This is a genomic window from Embleya sp. NPDC127516 (genome assembly GCF_044765325.1).
GTDB lineage: Bacteria > Actinomycetota > Actinomycetes > Streptomycetales > Streptomycetaceae > Embleya.
On record NZ_JBIWJT010000011.1, the window covers coordinates 168,246 to 189,923 of the forward strand.

The 21,678-nt window shown below is 72.0% G+C and carries 16 protein-coding genes and 1 tRNA gene; 8 read left to right on the forward strand and 9 right to left on the reverse strand.

Translation table 11 applies throughout. From position 1 onward, the window contains the following. Positions 1-10 precede the first annotated feature (10 nt). Together ACIRL2_RS22600 and ACIRL2_RS22605 are read right to left on the reverse strand one after the other, a co-directional pair. Positions 11-1,225 carry a cytochrome P450 gene (locus ACIRL2_RS22600; protein WP_402234186.1) on the reverse strand — a complete coding sequence of 405 codons (1,215 nt, stop codon included), beginning with the start codon at positions 1,223-1,225 and terminating at the stop codon, positions 11-13. Between the two features lie 216 nt (positions 1,226-1,441). Then, positions 1,442-1,515: transfer RNA gene (locus ACIRL2_RS22605), tRNA-Lys, on the reverse strand. Between the two features lie 256 nt (positions 1,516-1,771). On the opposite strand from ACIRL2_RS22605, the gene ACIRL2_RS22610 reads away from it, so the two are divergent. The 4 genes from ACIRL2_RS22610 to ACIRL2_RS22625 all read left to right on the forward strand — a co-directional run bounded on the left by ACIRL2_RS22610 (position 1,772) and on the right by ACIRL2_RS22625 (position 7,666). Next, positions 1,772-3,577: a hypothetical protein gene (locus ACIRL2_RS22610; RefSeq protein ID WP_402234188.1), complete on the forward strand. Its 1,806-nt coding sequence runs from the start codon at positions 1,772-1,774 to the stop codon at positions 3,575-3,577. A 74-nt stretch (positions 3,578-3,651) separates the two neighbouring features. Next, positions 3,652-4,788, forward strand: coding sequence for a hypothetical protein (locus ACIRL2_RS22615; protein WP_395863191.1), 1,137 nt, complete (start codon positions 3,652-3,654; stop codon positions 4,786-4,788). Then, positions 4,785-6,326, forward strand: a complete 1,542-nt coding sequence (locus ACIRL2_RS22620) for a hypothetical protein (RefSeq protein WP_395863189.1) — start codon at positions 4,785-4,787, stop codon at positions 6,324-6,326. Before ACIRL2_RS22615 ends, ACIRL2_RS22620 begins: the two co-directional genes overlap by 4 nt. Next, the gene (locus ACIRL2_RS22625) at positions 6,323-7,666 is read left to right on the forward strand and encodes an AAA family ATPase (protein ID WP_395863187.1); all 1,344 of its coding nucleotides are present in this window, start codon (positions 6,323-6,325) and stop codon (positions 7,664-7,666) included. The genes ACIRL2_RS22620 and ACIRL2_RS22625 overlap by 4 nt, the downstream gene beginning before the upstream one ends. Positions 7,667-7,812: 146 nt before the next feature. Here ACIRL2_RS22625 and ACIRL2_RS22630 read toward each other — a convergent pair whose 3' ends face one another. Together ACIRL2_RS22630 and ACIRL2_RS22635 are read right to left on the reverse strand one after the other, a co-directional pair. After that, positions 7,813-8,148: a hypothetical protein gene (locus ACIRL2_RS22630; RefSeq protein WP_395863185.1), complete on the reverse strand. Its 336-nt coding sequence runs from the start codon at positions 8,146-8,148 to the stop codon at positions 7,813-7,815. A 401-nt stretch (positions 8,149-8,549) separates the two neighbouring features. Further along, positions 8,550-8,999 carry a hypothetical protein gene (locus ACIRL2_RS22635; RefSeq protein WP_395863183.1) on the reverse strand — a complete coding sequence of 150 codons (450 nt, stop codon included), beginning with the start codon at positions 8,997-8,999 and terminating at the stop codon, positions 8,550-8,552. Positions 9,000-9,344: 345 nt separating this feature from the next. On the opposite strand from ACIRL2_RS22635, the gene ACIRL2_RS22640 reads away from it, so the two are divergent. Continuing rightward, complete coding sequence (locus ACIRL2_RS22640) at positions 9,345-10,394, forward strand: transcriptional regulator (protein ID WP_402234190.1); 1,050 nt, start codon at positions 9,345-9,347, stop codon at positions 10,392-10,394. Positions 10,395-10,693: 299 nt separating this feature from the next. Here the strand turns inward: ACIRL2_RS22640 and ACIRL2_RS22645 are convergent, their stop codons facing one another. Further along, a complete protein-coding gene (locus ACIRL2_RS22645) occupies positions 10,694-11,359 on the reverse strand; it encodes an HAD family hydrolase (RefSeq protein ID WP_395863179.1) in 666 nt (221 codons plus the stop codon). Between the two features lie 278 nt (positions 11,360-11,637). Then, positions 11,638-12,450 carry a phosphatase PAP2 family protein gene (locus ACIRL2_RS22650; protein ID WP_402234192.1) on the reverse strand — a complete coding sequence of 271 codons (813 nt, stop codon included), beginning with the start codon at positions 12,448-12,450 and terminating at the stop codon, positions 11,638-11,640. Between the two features lie 241 nt (positions 12,451-12,691). Here ACIRL2_RS22650 and ACIRL2_RS22655 point away from each other — a divergent pair, with 241 nt between their 5' ends. Both ACIRL2_RS22655 and ACIRL2_RS22660 read left to right on the forward strand, forming a co-directional pair. Beyond that, complete coding sequence (locus ACIRL2_RS22655; RefSeq protein ID WP_395863176.1) at positions 12,692-13,828, forward strand: phosphotransferase family protein; 1,137 nt, start codon at positions 12,692-12,694, stop codon at positions 13,826-13,828. Positions 13,829-14,071: 243 nt separating this feature from the next. Continuing rightward, a complete protein-coding gene (locus ACIRL2_RS22660) occupies positions 14,072-16,339 on the forward strand; it encodes a RelA/SpoT family protein (protein ID WP_402234194.1) in 2,268 nt (755 codons plus the stop codon). A gap of 21 nt (positions 16,340-16,360) precedes the next feature. On the opposite strand, the gene ACIRL2_RS22665 is transcribed toward ACIRL2_RS22660, so the two are convergent. Together ACIRL2_RS22665 and ACIRL2_RS22670 are read right to left on the reverse strand one after the other, a co-directional pair. Next, entirely contained in the window at positions 16,361-16,834 is a 474-nt protein-coding gene (locus tag ACIRL2_RS22665; RefSeq protein ID WP_395863172.1) for a MarR family winged helix-turn-helix transcriptional regulator, read from the reverse strand. Between the two features lie 206 nt (positions 16,835-17,040). Then, complete coding sequence (locus ACIRL2_RS22670; RefSeq protein WP_402234196.1) at positions 17,041-17,898, reverse strand: enoyl-CoA hydratase-related protein; 858 nt, start codon at positions 17,896-17,898, stop codon at positions 17,041-17,043. A gap of 172 nt (positions 17,899-18,070) precedes the next feature. On the opposite strand from ACIRL2_RS22670, the gene ACIRL2_RS22675 reads away from it, so the two are divergent. Next, positions 18,071-19,792: a class I adenylate-forming enzyme family protein gene (locus ACIRL2_RS22675; RefSeq protein ID WP_395863167.1), complete on the forward strand. Its 1,722-nt coding sequence runs from the start codon at positions 18,071-18,073 to the stop codon at positions 19,790-19,792. Between the two features lie 15 nt (positions 19,793-19,807). Here ACIRL2_RS22675 and ACIRL2_RS22680 read toward each other — a convergent pair whose 3' ends face one another. Next, on the reverse strand, positions 19,808-21,514 hold the full coding sequence (locus tag ACIRL2_RS22680; RefSeq protein ID WP_402234198.1) for a protein kinase: 1,707 nt from the start codon (positions 21,512-21,514) through the stop codon (positions 19,808-19,810). Between the last annotated feature and the right edge of the window lie 164 nt (positions 21,515-21,678).

Consider the following 21,678-nt stretch of genomic DNA (forward strand, 5'->3'; position numbering starts at 1 on the left):
CCGTCGAGGCTCAGGCCACCGGCGTGAACGTCACCGGCAGCGCCACCGGGCCGCGGGTGAACACGCCCTTCTCGGCGGGCGCGAATCCCGGTGCGAAGGCCAGATCGGGCATCGCGTCGAGCAGTTGGTTGGTGCCGACCTCGACCTCGGCCACCGCGAGCAGCGCTCCGACGCAGAAGTGCCGGCCGAGCGCGAAGGACAGGTGGTCGGCCGCCGCGGAGAACGCGGTCTTCGCGGTCAGATCCTCGCGGAAGATGTCGAAGCGATCCGGGTGGGCGTAGCGCCGGTCGTCCCGGTTCGCCGCGCCGATCAGGCACGTGAGCGTGCTGCCGGCGGGCACCACGCCACCGCCGAACTCGACGTCCTCGGCGGGCTGGCGCATGATCATGTGCACCGGCGGCGAGAAGCGCAGCGTCTCCGCGAAGGCCCGCGGGATCAGCGACCGGTCCGCGCGCACCGCGGCGAGCTGGTCGGGATGCTCCAGCAGGTTCTTGAACAGGCTCGCGATCGCCTTATCCGTCGTTTCGCCGCCGGCGGCCAGGAGCAGGCTGCAGAAGGCCTTGATGTCCTCGTCGCTCATCCGGGTGCCGTCGATCTCGGCCAGGCACAGCGTGGACAGCAGATCCGTGCCGGGGTTCGCGCGTCGCTCGGCGATCAGCGGCAGCAGGTACGCGGCGAACTCCTCGCGTGTGCGCAGCCCGGCCGCGGCGACGTCGGGGTCCTGGCTCAGGTTGCCCAGGAACGCGATGACCGACGTGTACCAGCCCTGGAACCGCGCGTGGTCCGCCTGGTCCAGGCCGAGCATGTCCGCGATCACATCGACCGGGAAACGCTGGGCGAACTCCGGTACCAGGTCCACCGATCCGCGGTCGCGAAAGGTGTCCACGAGCCGCCGCGCGTTGCTCTCGATCACCGGCAGGAAGGTCTCCTGGAGGGTGTTTCCGCGAAACGCGGGCGCCACCAGCGCGCGGCGCACCGAGTGTTCGCGCCCGCTCATCTGCAGGATCGTCCGCCCGTGCACGGGCTCCAACTGCCAGTCGTAGTTGTCGGTGGTGAACACCGGCTCCTTGAAAGCCCGTTCGAGGTCCTGGTAACGGGAGATGATCCAACTCTGCATCCCCTCGTGCCACAGCAACGGATGCTCGTCGCGCATCCGGCGGTACAGCGGATACGGATCGGCCGCGAACTCGGGCGAAAGTATGTCTGGCACGTCCAGGGCGGTCATCGAATCCCCTTGTCCAACAACGCAATCGAAGATCATCAACCAACCCGACCAGGCTATGGATCGGCACACCCCAGGGTCCACCCCGTCCGTACGCCCACGTATTCATTCGGGCGAACAAATGTTCGTGAATTCGACGCGGGGAAGCGACAATGCGAGAACGCGGAAACGGCGATGGGGCCCTCGGTGAACCGAGGGCCCCATCGCCGTTTCGCAAGGTGCGCCGCCAGGGACTCGAACCCCGGACCCGCTGATTAAGAGTCAGCTGCTCTAACCAACTGAGCTAGCGGCGCTTGCGTTGCGGGGGAAACATTAGCAGGGGTCGGCGGTGATCGAAAATCGACACCCATCGACAGCCTCGGATCGCGGGCGGGGGCGCGCGGGGAGCGTATCGAGGGCGCGCAAGGTCCCTCGTAGGACTTCTTTGAGGACACGGGGAGGACGCCCCTTTCCGGACATCCGCAAAGAGGTCCCCCGGCCCGTCTCACGGCGGGTACCGTCGGCATCACAGCCTGCACAGCACACCGCACGTCGTAACCGGGAGGGCCGATGGCCATGCGGCAGGGGGCCGGTCCTTCGTCCGGGAATGTCCGGCTGAAGGCCCTACGGCACTCGCATGGCTGGGTTTCCCAGCAACAATTGGCCGACGCCTTCGAGAAGAAGGCGCTCGAATGCGGACTTCGACTCGGCGTCAGCGTGCGGCAGGTACGGCGTTGGGAAAGTGCCGATCCGCCCTGGCCGACCCCCGATTATCAGCAGGTCCTGCAGGCTTTGTTCGAGCGGCCGTTGACCGACCTGGGGTTCACCCCTCCGTGGCAGGCCGAGTTGGCCGAGTACGGTCAGGGCTACACCGACGCACCGCCCGCCCTGGAGCAACCGTCCGTTCCACCCGCGTTCCCCGCGCCCGCCCGGGAAACCGGGCGGGCGCCCGATCGCCCGGAGTATCCGGGCTACGGCGAGGCCCGGGTGCGCCGGCAGCCGCCGGCCACCGGCGGTCCGGTCGGCGGGGCGATGGCCGTGCCGACCCACCCGGCGCCCGGGGTCAAGCGACAGGTGCCGCCACCGCGCTCCGGCCCGGTGCCGCCGCCCGGCCCCGTGCCACCCCCGGGGCCCCCTCCCGCGCCCGGCCCGGTGCCGCCTCCCGGACCCGCGATCGTGCCACCCCGGTCCCCCTTCGAGACCGGGCCCACCGTGGTCGGCGGTCGTCGATTGGAAGGAGACGGCCCACCGGCCCCACCGGGCCTGCCGGTCCGCCCGCCGCTGCGCGCGATCGGCCCCTCGGCCGCCGAGCCCCCGGCCCGGACGCTGGAGATCGCCACCCCCGCGGTGCTGCGCCAACTGCTCCGGGACACCCCCGACCCGGGCCCCCTCGCGGTTCCCATGCACTCGCGGGCGGGCCAGCTCACCGTGGTCGGCGCCGACCAGTACGCGATGCTCACCCGGACCTACCGGCAGATGTACTGGGTCGCCCCCGCCGCCATCGCCTACCCGTCGGTGATCGCGCACGTGCGCCTGGGCACCCAGCTGCTCAACGCCCCCGGCCCGGCCCGGGCCCGGCGGATCCTGGGCGCGTCGCTGGCGGAGACCGCGATGCTGGCCGGCCGGATGGCCTTCTTCGACCTCGACCGCCCGCACGACGCGCAGGACCACTACCTGGTCGCCTACCGCGCCGCCAACGAGGCCGGCGACACCCTGCTGGCCGCCGCCGTGCTGGCGCACACCGCGTTCATCCCCGCCTTCGACGCGGCGCCCTCCGCGGCCGAGGACATCCTCGACTTCGCCCGCAAGACGGCCACGCGCGGGGCGCCGATGGTGATGCTCGCCTGGTTCGACGCGGTGCAATCCGAGTTCGAGTCGCTGCGCGGCACCCCCGAGCGCGGGCTGCACCTGCTCGACCGGGCCGAGGACCTGCTGTGCCATCCGGACAACACGCCCACGCCGCCGTGGCTGGACTTCTTCGACGCCTCCCGGCTGTGGGGCTTTCGCGGCAAGACCGAACTCACCGCGCGCCGGATGGACCAGGCCCAGGGCTCGCTCAACGACGCGTTGCAGAACCTGCCGCCCAACGGCGACAAGCAGCGGGCGGTGATGTACGCCGACCTGGCCGAGGCGGCCTTCCAGGCCGGCCAGGTGGACGAGGCGTGCGGCCGACTGTTCCAGGCCGTCGACATGCTGCGCGTGCACTGGTATTCGATGGCGATGGACCGCGTACGGATCACCCGCAAACAGTTGGAGCCCTACAGGAACTCGGTCGCCGTGCGCCAACTCGACGAGGCGCTGGAGTCGTTCAGCGAACTCGCGCCCACCGACGAGACCGGATTCGTGGCCCTGCCCGGAGCGGACGAGCAGACCTGAGTTCCCCGTGTCGGTGACATGGTCCACACTGACCCGGGACCGGACGGTTCGACGACGAAAGCCGTACACGAGACATGCGCACGACGGGTACCACCGGCGCTATCGCCGGCAGGCTGGAGCAGTTGCGCGGCACACTGCCCACCCGCAATCACAACGCCCGCACGGTCGCCGCCCTCGCGGCCAACCCGGGGTGCGCCCGCCGGGGCGTGCTCGACGCGGCGGGCATCGAGAAGACCGTGCTCGCCGACCGACTCGGCTTCCCGCCACGCTACGGCCGATCGCCGTTCGCGATCGGGCGCGGCAACGTGTTCGAGGCCCGGGTCAAGGCGGACGGCGGAGCGGAGTTGCGCCGACTGCTCGCCGAGACGCTGGGCGCCGACCCGGACGGCGGCGCGCTGGTCGACGTCGACCACGAGAACACCGGCCGGCCGAGCCGCGAGGAACGGGTGGCCCGCACCCGCGAAGCGCTGCTCGGGGCCGCCCGCGGCGAACCCGACGCGTGCGCGATCCTGGACCACCCGCTGCTGCCGTTGGACGTGGCCGGCCGCCGCGCCTACCTGGAACCGGACGCGATGGCGTGCCGGGTGGCCGGGCGGCTGTACGTGGTGGAGATCAAGTCCTTCGCGATCATCGACGGGTCCGCCGACCCGGGCAAGCTCGCCTCGGCCACCCGGCAGTCCGCGGTGTACGTGCACGCGCTGCGCCGACTGGCCGCGGACCTGGGCCTGGACCCGGCGATCGTGGCCACCGACATCGTGCTGGTGTGCGCGCAGGACTTCTCCAATCGCCCGGTCGCCGTCGTGCTCGACGTACGGCGCGAACTGGCCACCACCCGGCGCCGGTTGGAACGCCTGTCCGGGGTGGAGGACCTGCTCGGCGAACTGCCGGACACGCTGACCTTCGACGTCGAGGGCGATCGGGCCGAAGCGGCCGTCGCACAGGTGCCCGCCGCGTACGTCCCGGACTGTCTCTCCGCGTGCGAACTCGCGCTGTTCTGTCGGCACGAGGCCCGCGGCTGCGCACCCGGCGGCGGCAGCGTGGGCACGCTCGGCACGGCGGTGCGCGGTGCGCTGGGCGGGATCGAGGACATCGCCGACGCGCTCGCGCTCGCCGACGGCACACGTGCCGCCGAGCCCGGCGAGGAGGACGTGGCCAGACTGCTCCGCCGGGCCGAGGCGCTGCGCTCCGAGGTGCTCGGCGGCGTCGGGTGAGCGCGATCGCCGCGCTCGGCCGACTGCGTGCCGCCGCGACCGGGGTGGCCCAACCGGCCGCGACCGTCCGACACCGGCATCTGTCCGCTCGCCCGGTGGTGCTGGTGCCCTACGTGCTCGCGGGCGAGGCGTTCGCGCCGTTGGCCGTGCTGGTGGGGACCGAGCGCGAGCGGCCGCACCTGCTCGCCGTACCGCAACCGCGAGACCGTGACCGGCGGTTCGCGCACGCGGCCGAGCTGGGTCGACTGCTGCTGCCGTATCTGGGCGCCTTCGCCGCCGAGACGGAGACGATCGAGCGACGCGGCGACGACCCGTACGAACGCAGCGTGGACGCGCCCCAGGTGCTGGTGCCCACATCGGGCGGTGTCGAGTATCTGCGGCTGCTCGGCCGTTCCACCCGATTCCGGCGCACCGAGGGCGAGTTCGCGGTGGCCGCGGAGGTCCCGCTGCTCGGCCGGTGGAGCACGTGGCTCGCCGATCGGGCCGGGGTGCCCGGATCGAGCGTGCTGCTGGCGATGACCGACCTGCTCACCCAGATGTGGGCGACCGGCCAGAGTGCGCTGGAGGACGGCGAACTGGGCGCGCTACTGGCTTGGATCGACCCGCCGGCCGGGCAGCGCGGGGACCGGGCGGCCCGGGAGGTCGAGGGTGGGCCGACCGCGGGGCCCGCGACCGATCCGGCCTTCGACGAGCGACTGGTGCCGCTGATCGCCGCGTTCGACGAGGCGGTGGCCGCGGAACGAGGTGAGGAGGCGGCCGACACCGGTGTGCGCGCCGACCTCGGGCCGCGTGGTCGGGACGCCGAGAACGCGATCCGGGACGCGCTGGCCGCCGAGTTGATGCCGACCTGGGATCGCATGTGGCGCGGCGTGGAGTTGCTCGGCGCGCTGCCCGTGGGGGCCTCGGTGGCCGGGCGGTGGGAGGCCGACCGGGCCTCGTACAGCTTCTTCGCCGCGGATCTGGCCGACCCCGAGTCGCGCCCGCAGCCGCGGGTGCCCGGGGCGATCTCCGCCGCCGCGCAACTGGCCACCCGGGAACGGGCGCAGGCCCGACTGGACGCCGAACAGGTGCGCGACGACCCGTTGTTGATGGCCGCCGTCCGGCTCGCGGGTGAGGCGTTCCGCGGCGAACTGATCGCGGTGGACGCCGAGCGCATGGTCGCCGAGCCGGGGAAGAAGACCGCGCGCCCACGCCCGCTGTTGAGCTTTGCCACCGACGACGAACCGCTGTTCGGACCGGGGACCGACCTCGCGTGTGTCGAGCGCCCGGACGCGAAGGCGCGCGTCCTGGAAACCGAGCCCGGGCGGGTCGTGCTGGAACTGCGCGGCGGGATGGGCGGCGGCAAGGCGCCCAAGCCGGGCAGTGTGCCCGAGCCGGGCGAAGTCCTGTGCTGGACCTCGCTGATCGCCGAGTTCCGACGCGGTCCGGACTGGCCCGCCGTCGAGGACACCCCCTGGACGCACGGCGGTCCGCCGCCGGAACCCGAACCCGAGGCCGCCCCGGAGGCGGACGACGACGCGTTGGAGGAGTGGTCGTGACGGTCGTGCGGGCCCGGCATCCCGAGGGCGACCCGGCCGCGCTCGCCGCCGCCGCGACCGACGCCGTGCTCGCCGACCTCGGCTCCGGGGCGCATCGCGGCGTCGTGGTCGACTCGCCGCCCGGCGCGGGCAAGTCGACGCTGGTGGTGCGCGCGGCGGGAGAGTTGGCCGAGGGCGGCGAGCGGCTGATGATCGTCGCGCAGACCAACAACCAGGTCGACGACCTGCTGGTGCGGCTGGTCGCGGAGCACCCCGGGCTGACGGTGGGTCGGCTGTCCGCCACCGGGTACCGGCTGCCGCCCGCGCTGGTGGGCACGTCGGTGGTGAACGCGGAGAAGGCCGAGGCGCTGGACGCGTGCGCCGTGGTGGTGGCCACCGCCGCCAAGTGGGCGCTGGTCCAGGACCGGCGCTGGCCTTGGGCGATCGTCGACGAGGCGTACCAGATGCGCTCGGACGCCCTGCTGCTGGTGGCCCGGCTGTTCGACCGCGCGCTGTTCGTGGGCGACCCCGGCCAACTCGACCCGTTCGCCACCGTGGACACCTCGCGTTGGCACAGCCTGACCTACGACCCCTCGCAGAGCGCGGTGGTGGTGCTCCGCCGGCACAACCCGGACCTGCCGGTGCATCGGCTTCCGGTGTCCTGGCGGCTGCCCGCGAGCGCGGCGCCGCTGGTGTCCGAGGCGTTCTATCCGTTCACCCCGTTTCGTTCGGGGACCGGTCCGGGCGAGCGGCTCCTGCGCTTCGAGGCGGCGCGTGAGGACGACGCGTACGACGCGGTGGTGGACGTGGCGGCGACCTCCGGTTGGGGCCTGTTGGAGTTGCCCGCGCGGTTCACCGCGGCGGCCGACGAGGAGGCGGTGCACGCGGTCGCGACGCTCGCCGCGCGGCTGCTCGCGCGGGGCGGAACCGCGATCGGCGAGCGCACGCCGGACGGGGTCGCGCTGGACGCGTCACGCATCGCGATCGGGGTCAGCCACCGCGAGCAACGGGCCCGGGTCGAGTCGGCGCTGCGCACGCTCGGCGCGGCGGAGATCGTGGTGGACACCGCGAACCGGCTCCAGGGTCGCGAGTTCGACGTGACCGTGGTGCTGCACCCGCTCTCCGGTCGGCGCGACGCGACCGAGTTCCACCTGGAGACCGGGCGGCTGTGCGTGCTGGCCTCACGGCATCGGCACGCGTGCCTGGTGGTGGCCAGGGCCGGCATCCCCGAACTGCTCGACGCGCACCCCACCGCCGACCCGGTCCACCTCGGCGTCCCGGTCAACTTCCCGGACGGCTGGGAGGCGAACCAGGCGGTGCTGGCCGAACTCGCGGGGCACCGGGTCGCGCTGTCGAGGTGAGGTCGGGGCGCCGAGTGGGCCGGCGCGGTCGGGTGGGATCGCGTGGTCGGTCGTCGGGGCGAGCCCGTGTGGGGGAGTCCGTGTGGGCGGGGTGGGACGTGCGAACGCCGGCCGGGCCATGCCCGGCCGGCGTTCGTGGTCGGGCGCTACTCGCCGCGCTCCAGCAGCAGCTTCCGGCCGTGCTCGATCATCTTCGCCGTGTACTCCTCGCCCCACCCCGCCCGCGCCGCGACCTGAGCCGTCGTCAGGTGGTCGAACCGATTCGGATCCGCCATCCGGGCCGCGGCCATCGCCTGGTAGTCCACCGCCCGGTCGGCCGCCGCGCGAAACGCCTCGGCCAGATCCGTGGAGCGGGTCAGCACCTCCTGGGGATCGGTCAGATCGTCCAGGTCGAAGAAGCGTTCGTCGGGCGGCTCGGGAACCGAGGGCTCGAACAACAGCGGCGCGGGCCGCATACGGGGCTTGCGCGACTCGGACGGCATGCGCGGATTCCTTCCGACAGTGCAGACGTGCTGACGACGAATACGGACGGGGGGAGCGACGGGATCGGTCGACCCTGGAGGGTCCGCAAGATCCCGTGCCCTTGCCATTGTCGCCAACCGGACGCCATCCGAAAGACCCTTGCCCGAAAGAGGCGCGAGACCTCGGACCCCGCTTTGATAAACCCCGATTCGGCGGCGCGAACCGGGTGCCGCGGGCGTGTTTCGACGCCCGGTAAACCTCTCGGAGCAGGTCGGATCGGAGCAGGTGGGGACAAGCGGATGCGCCCCCACGCGCTGTGGCGTGGGGGCGCATCGCGTCCTACCGGTACCGGTCGGGTCGAGCAGGTATTGGGGGAGCCGCTCGTGATGTCAGGTCCCCGACCGGTACGTCCTGGGCGACCTCAGATCGCCTGCTGGTGGCGCTCGGCGAGCGCGCGGGCGGCCTCGGCGATCGCCGCGCGCACGTGTCGCAGCGTCGTCAGGCGGTTGTCGGGCGTCGGCGGCACGAGCCACACGAGCGGCCCGTCGTTCTGCTCCGGCGGCGGCGGGAAGGTGATCCAGGCACCCCGGCCGTGGTGGCGCGGGCCGAGCCGACGATCGCGCGGCCGCACCGGCATCACGGTGGTCGGCGGTACGAGGAATCCGATCCGGCGGTAACGGCGATCGAAGATGACCGGCCCGACCGGCACGCGGTGTGCGTGCAGCGTGGCCAGGGCCTCACGGCCGAGCCGGTCCTCCACCTCGATCACGTCGAACGTCTCGCCTGCCGCTACCAGGCGAGGGGCGTACGGGTTCCGAAGCGCGTCCTGCGGCAGCGCTGCCAGCGTCGTTCGGTTCACGTCGGCGTCCATCGGTGAGGCGGTCCTCTCGTTTCGTCGTGGAAACGGAATCGTCCTCGGGGGCCGGGAGGTCCTCGAAGCGTCCTCTTCGTCCTGCACGAGCCCGAAGCGTCCGACTTCGGGGACGTCCGCTTCTGCCCTAGATGCAACCAGGCCGGCACACCGTGTGACGAGGCCCGCGGTGGGACTCCTGTAGGACGCGCTGAGGACTCTTGCCGCCCTAACGGGCTAGAGGCATGACGCCGCAGGTGGGACGGGGTCACGATCGAGATCCAGTACGGAGCGTACGGGCCCGGTGGTTCGCGTGACCGGGTCCACGCAGGCATGTCCGTCACCACCACGCGTATGGAGGACGCGATGCAACGACGTACCTTTCTGGCCGGCGCCGCCGTCGCCGGCCTCACGGCGAAGAATTCCGCCGCATACGCATCCTCGGGGTCGGCGGCTCATCTGCCCGATCCCGCCGCCTACATCGCCACCACCGCCCGGCTGCGGTCCCGCTACTGGATCGAGGAACCGGGACGACTGCTACCGGTGGTGGCCGAACACGCCCGCAATGGTGCCCGGCTGTTGGCCGAGGGGCCGGATGGGGCGCACCAGTCCGCGATCGCGGAGACGGCGCTGCTCGCGTCCCGGATCGCCTTCTTCGACCTGAGCCTGCGCGGGCCGCACGTGCGGCGCTGGCAGGAACTGGCGCTGGACGCGGCGGACCGGGGCCGGGACGGCTCGTTGGCCGCCGCCGTGCTCGGGCACATGGCGTTCGCGCCCGCCTGGACCGGAAGGGGAGGGGAGGCCCGGGACACCCTGGCCGCCGCGCGGGAGCGGACCACGAGTGGCGACGCCGGGCCCACCCTGCGGGCGTGGCTGGACGCGATCTCGGCCGAGGCGGAGGTCCGGCTCGGTACGCCGGACGCGGCCTTCCCGCTGCTGGATCGTGCCGCCGACACGTACGCGCCGCCGGAGACGCCCGGTTCGTGGACGGCTACCGGGCCGCCGGCGTGGCTGGACTGGTTCTCGGCGGCGCGTCTGGAGGGCTTCCGGGGCGCGGCGGAGGTGGCGGCCGGGCGCTCGGCCGAGGCCCGGGCGAGTCTGGAGCGCACGCTCGCGGGGCTGCCGGCGCACAGCCACAAGCAGCGGGCGATGACGCTCGCGGAGCTGGCCGCGACCGCGGTCGGTGCGCGTGAGCCGCAAGATGCGTGTCGGCTGTTGGAGGAGGCGCTCGATCTGGTCGGTGTGCAGGGGTATGCGACGGCGGTGGATCGGGTGCGGACGGTGCGGGCTTCGCTGGCGCCTTGGGCGGGGGAGTCGTTCGTACGGGACGTCGACGATCGGTTGCGCTCGGGGGGTGGGGGGCGGGCCGGCGGCGGCGGTGGTGGTGGCGGGCAGGTCGGGGAGGGGGCGGCCTGATGCACTCGGCCTCCGGCTGGGCTGGGTTACCCGGCCTTTGGCCGAGGTGGCCTCAAACGCCGGCCGGGCTGCTTGGCCTCAAGCGCCGGCCGGGCTATTTGGCCTCAAGCGCCGGCTGGGCTGGGTTGCCTGGCCTTTGGCCGAGGTGGCCTCAAGCGCCGGCCGGGCTGCTTGGCCTCAAGCGCCGGCCGGGCTGGGTTGCCTGGCCTTTGGCCGAGGTGGCCTCGAGCGCCGGCCGGGCTGACGGTTTGCTCGGTCGGTGTTTTTGGCTGCGGTGCCGGCCGGGCTGGGGGTGCGGGTTACGGTTCTGTGATGCCGTTGATGCGGGCGACGGCGGCGGGGAGTTCGCCGAGGGATTCCAGGCGTAGGTCGGTGACCTCGATCAGTTCGGGGTCGTCGGCTACCAGGTAGCCCCAGGGGCCGCGGCGGACGTGGGCGGTGCGCAGGCCGGCGAGGTGGGCGGGGCGGACGTCGTTGTCGAGGCGGTCGCCGACGTACAGGATCTCCTCGGCCGGGCAGGGGCACTCGGCCACGAGGCGCTCGAAGAAGGCCGACTCGGGCTTGCTGATGCCCCAGTCGTCGGAGGTGGCGAGCAGGTCCACGCCGAGATCCAGGCCCCGCAGGATGACGCCCGCGTTCACGGTCTGGTTGCCGACCACGCCGAGCCACACGTGCTGGTCGCGCAGCGCCTTCAGGCACGGGCGGGTGTCGTTGTAGAGGTCTTCCTCGCCGAACCATTCGGGAAAGCCCGCGGCGGTGCGCGCGGCGCGCTCGACGGTCAGGTCGAAGCCCGGCCGAAAGCGCTGGAACACCTCGCGATAGTCGAGGCCCTGGGCGATCACCGCCCCGAACGTGGCCGCGAACGTGTGTCGGGGCACCCCGAGCCAGTCGGCCCACGTGCCGTACTCGCGCGATTCGTCGACGAGGGTCTCGCCCACGTCGAACACCACGGCGCTGATCCGCATTACAGCTCCCCGCTCTCGTCGCCTGCCGGCCCCGTCTCCGATTCGCCGTGCCCCTGGGTCCGTCGGGCGGGGTCTGGCCGGTCAGGCCGAGCCCGATCGGGTTCGTCCACCGATGTGGTGGCTTGTCCGATCGGCGTGTACCCGATGACGGAATCCTTCCCGTTGCCGGGCACGGGACCTCCCAGAAGGTACCGCTTGCCTGCCAGGCAAGCGTCGTTCGAAGGTCGCATCAGGCCGACCTTGATCGAAATCGTTTTATCGGCCGCGAATCGGCGGTACTAAGCGGCATCTCTGTGGTCGATGACGATCGGTTGTCCCGGCGATTCCGATCCCGTTCGGCGCATCGCCACCCCGTCGCGTGCCCGATCCAGTCCGCGCAGCACCCACGGCGACGCGAGCGCGCCCAGCCCCATCACCGCGAGTCCCGCGAGCACGTCCGCGAGGTAGTGGTTCGCGGTGCCGAGCACCACCAGGACCACGAAGAGCGGGTAGGCCACACCCAGCCCGCGCAACATCGGACCGCGTCCGTGCCGCCACAACTGCCATCCGCACCACGCGGCCCAGCCCACGTGCAGGGACGGCATCGCCGCGTACTCGTTGGTCATGTGCTCCATGCCGCGCGGCGCGCTGGCGCCGGCGCCCCACCAGCCCCAGGACGCGAAGTGCGCCATGGTGTCCGTGAAGCCGTCGATCATCCGCGGCGGCGCGGTCGGGAAGAGCATGAAGCCCGCCAGCGAGACCACCGTGGCGATCGCCAACGTGGTGCGGGCGCCTCGGTAGCGCTCGGGACGTCTGCGCCACAACCAGAACAGCACCACCGGGGTCACCACGTAGTGCAGCGTCGCGTACGCGTAGTCGCAGACCACGCCGATGAACACGTGGTCGGTGACGACCCGGTTGAGCACGCGTTCGGGATCCAGGTGGGTCAGCGACTCCACGTGCAGTATTCGCTCGGCGTTGCGCAGCGCGGCGTCCACGTCGCCGCGGACCACGAGTCGGCTCAGCGAGTACGCCTCGTACAACACCGCGATCAGCGGCAACTCGGTCCACCAGCGCGGGCGCCGGCGGACCGTGGCGGAGGTTGGGGGCATCCGTCCAGTCTGCAACACCCGGGACCCGAACCCGGCACCGCGTCCGGGCGTTCCGGCCGGTGATCCCCCGGGCGTCCGGGCCGCGGCGGGCCGCGCGGCCATTGATGACACGTGTCACACATGATAGAACGTGTTTCACTTTTCCGGCGGGCAACCGCCGCCGGCAGGGCGGGGACCGGGCGTCGGCAGGGACGTCCGGCAGCGCCCGTCGCACATCGCGACGTGGATACCGGAGGTTGTCGTGGCCGACCCCGACGAGGTCACCCGTCCGCAGACGAGCACACGGGACCTGGCGACGGTGCACGACCAACTGCTCGCGTGGCTGGCCGGTCGGCTGCCCGAGGGCGCCGACCCGGAGATATCCGAGCTCAAGGCGCCCTCCGGCAATGGGATGTCCAGCGAGACCCTGCTGTTCGACGCGACCTGGACGGTGGACGGCGAGCGCCGCACCGAGCGCTGCGTGGTGCGGATGCGCCCGTCGATGGACGCCAAGCCGGTCTTCCCGACCTACGACCTGGACAAGCAGTACGCGGTGATGACCCTGGTCGGCGAGCGCTGTTCGATCCCGGTGCCCGCGTTGTTGTGGAACGAGCCGGACGAGGGCGCGCTGGGCGCCCCGTTCTTCGTGATGCGCCGGGCCGAGGGCGCCGCGCCGCCGGACGTGATGCCGTACACGATCGACGGCTGGATGCTCGCGGCCACGCCCGAGCAGCGTCGCCGGCTCCAGGAGGAGTCGGTCGCCGTCGTCGCCGCGATCCACGGCATCGACACGACGCCCGAGGAGATCGCCTTCCTCCAGTACGAGGGCACCGGCGAGAACGCGCTGCGCCGGCACCTGGACGACCTGCGCGCGTTCTACGAGTGGGGCATCGAGGGGCAGCGCGTGCCGCTCCTGGACCGGGCCTTCGCGTGGCTGGAGGACAACTTCCCGACCGAGGTCGGCCCGGACGTGATCAGCTGGGGCGACGCGCGGATCGGCAACATCCTCTACGTGGACTTCGAACCGACCGCGGTACTGGACTGGGAGATGGCCGCCGTCGGCCCGCGCGAGCTGGACATCGCCTGGATGATCTTCATCCACGCGTTCTTCCAGGACATCGCCACCCGCTACGGCATGCCGGGCCTGCCCGACTTCATGCGCACCGAGGACGTGTGCGCGCAGTACGAGAAGCTCACCGGCCACACGCCGCGCGACATGCGGTACTTCGAGATGTACGCGGCCGTGCGGCACGGCGTGGTGATGGCTCGCATCGCGCACCGGCAGTGGCACTTCGGCGAGCGCGAGCAGCCGGCCGACCTGGACGAGACGGTGCTGCACCGGGGACTGATCGAGGCCATGATCGCGGGCACGTATCGGGAGCGCCCGGACGGGAACTGACGCCCTGTCACCACGACTCGCACGCCCGCCGCGCGACGGGTGCGCCCCCCGGTCCCGGTGGGTGCGCGCCCGGACAAGATCCCGAGGGGTTAGGCTGGGCTCTTCACCATCATCCGTAGCGGGCGCCATGACCCGTGCGGGTGATCGTGTGTGACGGGCGACATCACGCGGACACGGTCCGTGTTGTTGTCGGTAGCATGAATCACCGGGGGCGACTCCGGGGGTAGCTGCCGGAGGTGCCGCATGACGATCGGGGGACTCGACCCGCCGGCCGGTGCGGGTGTGCCCAAGGGTGCGCCGCGAGCCGAGGGTGACGTTCCGAGCCGGAGCATGTCCGACCGCGTCGGACGACTCTCCCGCCGGCCTGTCCAACAACCCATCCAACGCCTGGGTCTGGCCGCTGTCACCTTCCTCACCGGAAGCCGCCGACGCACGCCGGACGCGGTCGAACCACTGCTCCAGGTGCATCGCGTGCACCACCCGAAGGCCGATGTGACGGCCATTCAGGAGGCGTACGCGGTCGCGGAGTTGTCCCATCGCGGGCAAATGCGCAAGAGCGGCGAGCCGTACATCACGCATCCGCTCGCGGTGGCCACGATCCTGGCCGAGCTGGGTGCCGACACCACGACGCTGGTCGCCGCGCTGCTGCACGACACGGTCGAGGACACCGACCTGACCCTGGACGAGGTGCGCGCGGCGTTCGGCGACGACGTCACGCACCTGGTCGACGGCGTGACCAAGCTGGAGCGGGTGGACCTGGGCGACCGGGCCGAGGCCGAGACGATGCGCAAGATCATCGTGGCCACCGGTCGGGACCTGCGGGTGACCGTGATCAAGCTGGCCGACCGGCTGCACAACATGCGCACGATCCGATATCGCCGCCGGGCCAGTCAGATCCGCACCGCCGAGGCCACGCAGGAGGTGTTCATCCCGCTCGCCGAGCGGTTGGGCATCCACGTGCTCAAGTCGGAGCTGGAGGACATCGTCTTCGCGACGCTGCGCCCCGAGGAGCACGCCGCCACCGCGCGCACCGTCGGCGCGAGCCAGGCGGCCACCGACGAGGCCGTGTCCAAGCTGTGCGCGACGGTCAAACGCGCGCTGCGGGACGCCGGGATCGAGGCGGAGGTATCGCCGCGCGCGCGGCACCACGTATCGGTGCGCCGAGTACAAAAGCGTCGAGGGCGCGAGGACCTGGGACCGTTCGACCTGTCCCGGCTGATGATCGTCGTCGACGCGGACACCGACTGTTACGGCGCGCTCGGCGTACTGCACACCTGCTGGTCGCCGATCGCGGGCGAGTTCAAGGACTACATCGCCACCCCCAAGTTCAACCTGTACCAGTCCCTGCACACCGCGATCACGCTGCCCGAGGGCGACAAGGTCGAGGTGCTCATCCGCACCCGGCGCATGCATCGACTGGCCGAGTTCGGCGTGGTCGCGCACACCGGCAAACCGGACACCGGGCCGGACGCCCCCGAGCAGCTCGCGTGGCTGCACCGGCTGCTCGCGTGGCAGGGCGGCATCCCGGACGCGCACGTCTTCTGGAGCTCGCTGACCGCCGACCTGTCGGCGGACCGCGAGCTCCTGGTCTTCACCCCCGGCGGCCGCCCGCTGACCCTGCCCGCCGGATCCACGTGCGTGGACGCGGCCTACGCGATGGGTGAGCAGACCGGGCACCGATGTATCGGCGCGCAGATCAACGGCCGCCTGGTGGCCTTGAGTTCGGTGCTCGCGGACGGCGAGACGGTGTCCATCATCACCGCTCCGCCCGGCGCCGCGGCACCGTCGAAGGAATGGCTCTCGTTCGTCCGCAGCCCACTGGCCCGGGTCGCGATCGAAGCCTGGTTGGCGAAGTACCCGCACGGCGTCGAGGGTCGGATGGACCCGCTGCTGGCCCCACCGCTGGGCAATCTGGCCGCCGCCGGCGAAGCCGCGCAGGGCGCACCGACGACGACCGTCCCGGAGCCTGCCGGGCCCCCCGCGGACGCCGCGCAGGCCCCGGCCCGAACCCGGCGCCCACCGGCCGACCCCGGCGAGGCCGTGGTCAGTGTGCCGGGCTCGCCCGGAGCCCCGGTCCGACTGGCCCGCTGCTGCACCCCGGTGCCGCCGGACGAACTGGCCGGCTTCGTGATCCGCGGCGGCACGGTCGCGGTACACCGCTCCGACTGCACGAACGTCCAGCAGATGCGCCGCGCGGGCCGCGACGTGGTGGCCGCGTCGTGGCTGCCGCACCAGGCCGATCAGGGTTATCGGGTCACCGTGCAGATCGAGGCGCTGGACCGCCCCCGGCTGCTCGCCGACGTGACCGCCGCGATCGACGCGGAGGGTGCCGACATCACCTCGGCCTCGATCGCGCCGCCGCAACAGATGCGGGTGCGGCAGACGTACACGATCCGGCTGGCCGACCTCGCGACACTGCCGAAGCTGCTGCGGGCACTGCGCCGGGTGCAGGGCGTCTACGACGTCTACCGGGCCCGGCCGCGCGTGCATCCGCGGGTGGCGGACAACTAGGCCCGGCGGCTCGCGCGTCCGCTACTGCTGTGCTTGTTGCCGCTGTTGCTCGGCGGCTTCGGTGGAGTCGCCGCGCAGTACGTCGTTGAACCGGGCCAGGTGGTCGGCGAGCGCGCCCAACTCCTCCTTGGGCCATGAGGTGAACCGTTCCGCCATCACCGCGAGGCTGCGTTGCCGGGCGTCGGCCAGGCGCAGTCGGCCGGCATCGGTGAGGGTGATCAGGTGCGATCGGCGGTTGGTCGGATCGGTGGTGCGGGCGATCAGCCGGGCCTCCTCGAGCGCGGTCAACTGCCGGCTGATGGTGGTCTTGTCCAGGCTCAGTCGGCACGCGAGTTCCTTGCCGGTGGAGGTGCCGCGTTCCTCCAGGTGGGCGAGCAGGTGGTATTCCGCCTGGGTGATTCCCGCCGCTTGCAGCGGGGGAGCCATCAACAGCCGAATCAACCGGGTGGCCGCACCGACCTCGCGGACCACTCGCCGCTCAACGCTGTCCGACATCGCCTTGCTCCTCAACACCTTGCGCCCTGAATGTGCGCCAAGAGTGCCCGAAACGGTTGCAAAACACAACAAGCTGTAATGGGCACCGGAATGGCGTCCGACGCCGCGCGGCGCGCGCCCCCTACCCGGCATCTCCACGATGCCCCGGCCCGGCCGCTTCCGCCGCGCGGGGCACCCACGCAAGGTCTCGGACACACGGTCTCGGACTACGGGATCGGCGGCAGATCCGGCAGGTCCGTGCTCACCCGCAGGCGGAAGTCCGGACGGCGCTTCTCCAGGAAGGCGACCACGCCCTCGCGCACGTCGGCGGAGCCGCCGGTCCAGTGCAGCGCGCGGGACTCGTGCAGGTGGGCGGTCTCCGGGTCGGGCACGCTCTGCATGCCCCACAACAACCGCCGGGTCAGCGCGATGGCCACCGCCGGGGTGTTCTCGGCGATCGTGCGGGCCAGTTCCCGGGCGCGCGGGAGCAGCTCCTCCGGCGGCACCGCCGCACGGACCAGGCCGGCCTCCGCGGCCTCCGCCGCGTCGAAGACCCGGCCGGTGAAACACCATTCCAGAGCCCGGTCCAGCCCCACCACGCGGGGCAGGAACCACGTCGAACAGCCGTCGGGAGTGATCCCGCGCCGGGCGAAGACGAAGCCGAACCGGGCCGCGGAGGACGCGATCCGGAAGTCCATCGGCAGTGTCATGGTCGCGCCCACGCCCACCGCCGCACCGTTGATCGCCGCGATCAGCGGCTTCTTCGAGCGGTACAGGCGCAGCACGAGCCGACCGCCGTCGTCGCGGAACGCCTCCGCGTCGTCCACCGCGTCGTCGAACCGCTTCGCGTGCGCGCCCGGGTCGAACGCGTCGGCGCCCATCTCCAGATCGGCCCCGGCGCAAAAGGCCCGCCCGCGTCCGGTGAACACCACCGCGCGGATGTCGTCGTCCTCGTCCGCGACATCCAACGCGTGCGATATCTCCCGGCCCATCCGGTAGGTGTACGCGTTGAGTCGGTCCGGCCGGTCCAGCGTCACGGTCAGCACGCCGGCCTCGATCGAGGTCGAGATCTCCTCGTAGTCCACGCAAGCCCCCCGCAGGTTCGAACGCGTGCCGGCGATACCCGTCCGGCCACCCTGCCGCGTGATCACCTCGATTGCCAGGGTTCCCGGGATGCGATCTCCGCACTAGCTTTGATGGGCTCCTAACCCCCCGGTACCCCAGTCGCTCGCAGCGTGCAGGAGGTGGACCCACCGGATGCTGGATCGCACACAGGCCCTGGCCGAACTCACGGGACCCGAATCGGCCTACGCGATCGAGGAGGTCGTCCACGACGGCATCCCCTGGCGGGTCCTGAGCAAGGCCCCGCCGACGCTGCGCGCGGTCTTCGAGGACCTGGCGGCGTACGGGAGCCGGGACGCCCTGGTCGCCGGGGACGAGCGGATCGACTACGCCGAGCAGCATCGCCTGGTCGCCCACCTGGCCCGACACCTGGCCGGCGAGTGCGGGGTGCGGCGCGGCGACCGGGTGGCCATCGCGATGCGCAACCACCTGGAATGGCCGCTCGCGTTCTGGGCGACCCAGGTCCTGGGCGCGGTCGCGGTGCCGCTCAACGCGTGGTGGACCGCCGACGAGCTGCGCTACGCCCTCGACGACTCCGGCGCCGCCGTGCTGATCTGCGACGGCGAGCGGGCCGAGCGGATCCGGGGACACCTGGACCAGGGCACGGGGCCCGCGGTCCTGGTGGTCCGCCCGGAGGGGCCGCCGGTCGTCGGCGAGACCGACCTGTCCGCGCTGCTGCGCGGATTCACCGGCGAGTGCGCGCTGCCGGCGAGCGGTCCGGAGCCGTTCGACGACGCGACCATCCTGTACACCTCCGGCACCACCGGACGGCCCAAGGGCGCGGTCGCCACGCACCACAACCACACCACCAACCTGCACACGATGCGGTTGACGAGAGCCATCGGCCTGGCCCGACTGGGCCTGCCCGCCGCCGAATTGGCCAAGGGTCCGGCCGTGTTCGAGGAGATGGCCGCGGGCCTGCCGACGCCGAGCAGCCTGCAGGTCTACCCGTTCTTCCACATCGCCGGACTGGCCGGGCTCTATATCGGCGCGGCCCAGGGCGCGAAGTTGTGCCTGATGCACCGGTGGGACACCGCCACGGCGCTGGAGTTGATCGAGACCGAGCGCATCACCACCGCCAACATGGTGCCCACGCTGCTGCGCAGGCTGGTCGAATCGCCGCTGCGAGCCGGTCGCGACCTGTCCAGCCTGACCACCCTGGGCGCGGGTGGCTCGCCGGTACCGCCGGACCTGGTCGCGCAGGTGGGCACCATGTCCGGCAACGGCATCGTGCCGCTGAACGCCTACGGGATGACCGAGACGACCTGTGTGGTGGTGGCGAACGCCGGTGACGACTACTACGCGCACCCGGACAGCGTCGGCCGGCCGGTGCCGACCGCCGATCTGCGGGTGGCCGATCCGCTGACCGGGGAGGAGTTGCCGACCGGGCACACGGGAGAGATCCGGATCCGGGGCCCGCAGGTGGTCCGGGGCTATTGGAATCGGCCCGCGGAGAGCCGGGAGGCGTTCCCGGACGGGTGGTTCCGCACCGGCGACCTCGGCCACATCGACGCCGAGGGGCTGTTGTACGTGGTCGACCGGCTCAAGGACGTGATCATCCGCGGCGGTGAGAACGTCTACTCGGCCGAGGTCGAGGCGGTGCTGTTCGAGCATCCGGCGATCGCCGACGTCGCGGTGGTCGGGGTGCCGCACCACGATCTGGGCGAGGAGGTGGCCGCCGTGGTGCTGCTGCACGTGGCCGGCGCCGCGACCGCGGCCGAGTTGCGCGGACACGTGGCGCGCCGGCTCGCCGCGTTCAAGGTGCCCACGCTGGTGCGCTTCACCGAGCGGGCGCTGCCGCGCAACGCGGTGGGCAAGGTGCTCAAACGCGAACTGCGCGACATGCTGGCGTTGTGACGGCGGGCGCGACACTCACGCCTGGTCCCGGACGCCGTAGCCGTCGAGGCGGTGCTCCCAGTAGGTGAGTTCGTCCCAGACCTCGATGACCAACTCGTGATTGGGGCCCAGCACCCGAATCACGTCCGGGACGAGTGTGCGCAGGTGGTGTACCGCGCCGACGAAGTTGCCCGCCTCGCCCTCCCTGCGGGCCCGTTCGCGGCGGATCCGCAGGGTGTCCAGGTCGTCGGTGCCCAGTACCTGGACCTGGTCCGGCAGCAGGTTCTTGAGCAGCCGCGCCGCCTCGGCCGGTCGGCCCGCGACGCCGGTCCAGTGCGCGAGAGCGTGCCGGGCGCGCAGCGTGTCCGGGGTCAGCGCGCCGCGCAACCGCCCGCCGTCGGAGATCACCCCGCGCAGCAGGGTGATCGCCGCGAGCGGGTCCCCGTCCTTGCCGAGCCGGGCGGCCAACTGCTCGCGCAGCAGCAGCGTGTCCGGGTGGTCCTTGCCGAACTCCCGGATCCGCCGCCCGACTTCGGCCCGCATCACCTGGAGCGAATCGCTCGCCCGGGCCGGCCGCGGCTCGGGCGCCTCGGCACGGGTCGGTTGCGGCTCGCTCCCTTCGGGGAGCAGCCGCACCGGCTGATCCTGGGTCTGCTGCGCGTCGTCGTCCGCGACCGGTTCCGACGCCGGCATGCCCCACGGTTGCGGCGCGAGGTTGCGCGGTGGCGTGACGGACAACTCCAACAGCAGATCGCGGACCTCCGCCGCGCTCGCGGGCCGGTTCTCCGGCCGCTTGGCGAGCAGCGCGAGGACGAGGGCGGCGAGGTCGTCGGGCACCTCCAGCCGGGTGTTGCGCACCGACTCGGGCGTGCGTCCCAGGTGGGCCTGCATCATCGAATGCGGATGGTCCAGGCCGAACGGCGGTGCGCCGGTCAGCAGTTCGTGCAGCACGCAGCCCACGCTGTACAGGTCGGCGCGGCCGTCGATGCGTCCGCCGAGGATCTGTTCGGGCGACATGTACGCGGGTGTGCCGATCATGCTGCCGGGCAGTGTGATGCCCGCGCGCGAGGACACCTTCTCCATGTATCGCGCTATCCCGAAGTCGAGCACCTTGACCACGCCGCGCGAGGTCACCATGACGTTCGCGGGCTTGATGTCGCGATGCAGCACGCCGCCCGCGTGCGCGACGTCGAGCCCGTCGCACAGTTGGATCGCCCAGCCGACCACGTGTCCCAGCGGCAGCCACGCGCCGTCCGCGACGAGTTGGGCCAGCGACCGGCCCGTGATCAGCTCCATCGCCAGGTACATCACCTTGCCGTCGGTGCGGCGCAGCTCACCCGGTCCCGGACCGAGCGCGGAGGTGACCTGCGCGTCGTGCACCGTCTCGGCGTCGTGGGTGAACACCCGGGTCTCGGGGTCGGTCCGGCCGCCGCTCGGCCGGGGCCGGTTCGGCTCGGTCGGCTCGAGGCCGGGCGCCTGCGGGCCGGTCCGGTGCTCCACGACCGCCTTCCGGCCCTGGTCGTGCACGACGATGATGTTCGGCGAGGACAACCCGCCGACGATGATCGCCTCGCGGCCGAAGCGGTCCACGCTGTTGTTGGACGCGCCGAACGACTCCTTGAGCACCTTGACCGCGACGAACCGTTGCATCTTCTGGTCCCAGGCCCGCCACACGGTCGCGTTGCCTCCCGAGCCCAGCCTCTTGTCCAGCCGATATCGGCTGCCAAGCCACAACTGAGCCACCGCAAACGCCTCCCCGTACGCGCCTTGTGGATGTGATTCTTTCGTAGCAGCGTGCGTGCGGGGAACGGTATGCGACATCACCACCCGGACTGGGATCGGGTCCGTCCCACGCGCATCGGCCCGACCCTCGATCACCCTCGGGAACGACCACTACGGTCGGGGCC

Coding starts and splice junctions, on each gene's coding strand:
- ACIRL2_RS22630 (WP_395863185.1), bottom strand. CDS start 8,148: ATGCCGTCCGAGTCGCGCAAGCCCCGTATGCGGCCCGCGCCGCTGTTG.
- ACIRL2_RS22645 (WP_395863179.1), bottom strand. CDS start 11,359: ATGCGGATCAGCGCCGTGGTGTTCGACGTGGGCGAGACCCTCGTCGAC.
- ACIRL2_RS22660 (WP_402234194.1), top strand. CDS start 14,072: ATGACGATCGGGGGACTCGACCCGCCGGCCGGTGCGGGTGTGCCCAAG.
- ACIRL2_RS22615 (WP_395863191.1), top strand. CDS start 3,652: ATGCGCACGACGGGTACCACCGGCGCTATCGCCGGCAGGCTGGAGCAG.
- ACIRL2_RS22675 (WP_395863167.1), top strand. CDS start 18,071: ATGCTGGATCGCACACAGGCCCTGGCCGAACTCACGGGACCCGAATCG.
- ACIRL2_RS22640 (WP_402234190.1), top strand. CDS start 9,345: ATGCAACGACGTACCTTTCTGGCCGGCGCCGCCGTCGCCGGCCTCACG.
- ACIRL2_RS22650 (WP_402234192.1), bottom strand. CDS start 12,450: ATGCCCCCAACCTCCGCCACGGTCCGCCGGCGCCCGCGCTGGTGGACC.
- ACIRL2_RS22600 (WP_402234186.1), bottom strand. CDS start 1,225: ATGACCGCCCTGGACGTGCCAGACATACTTTCGCCCGAGTTCGCGGCC.
- ACIRL2_RS22635 (WP_395863183.1), bottom strand. CDS start 8,999: ATGGACGCCGACGTGAACCGAACGACGCTGGCAGCGCTGCCGCAGGAC.
- ACIRL2_RS22665 (WP_395863172.1), bottom strand. CDS start 16,834: ATGTCGGACAGCGTTGAGCGGCGAGTGGTCCGCGAGGTCGGTGCGGCC.
- ACIRL2_RS22610 (WP_402234188.1), top strand. CDS start 1,772: ATGGCCATGCGGCAGGGGGCCGGTCCTTCGTCCGGGAATGTCCGGCTG.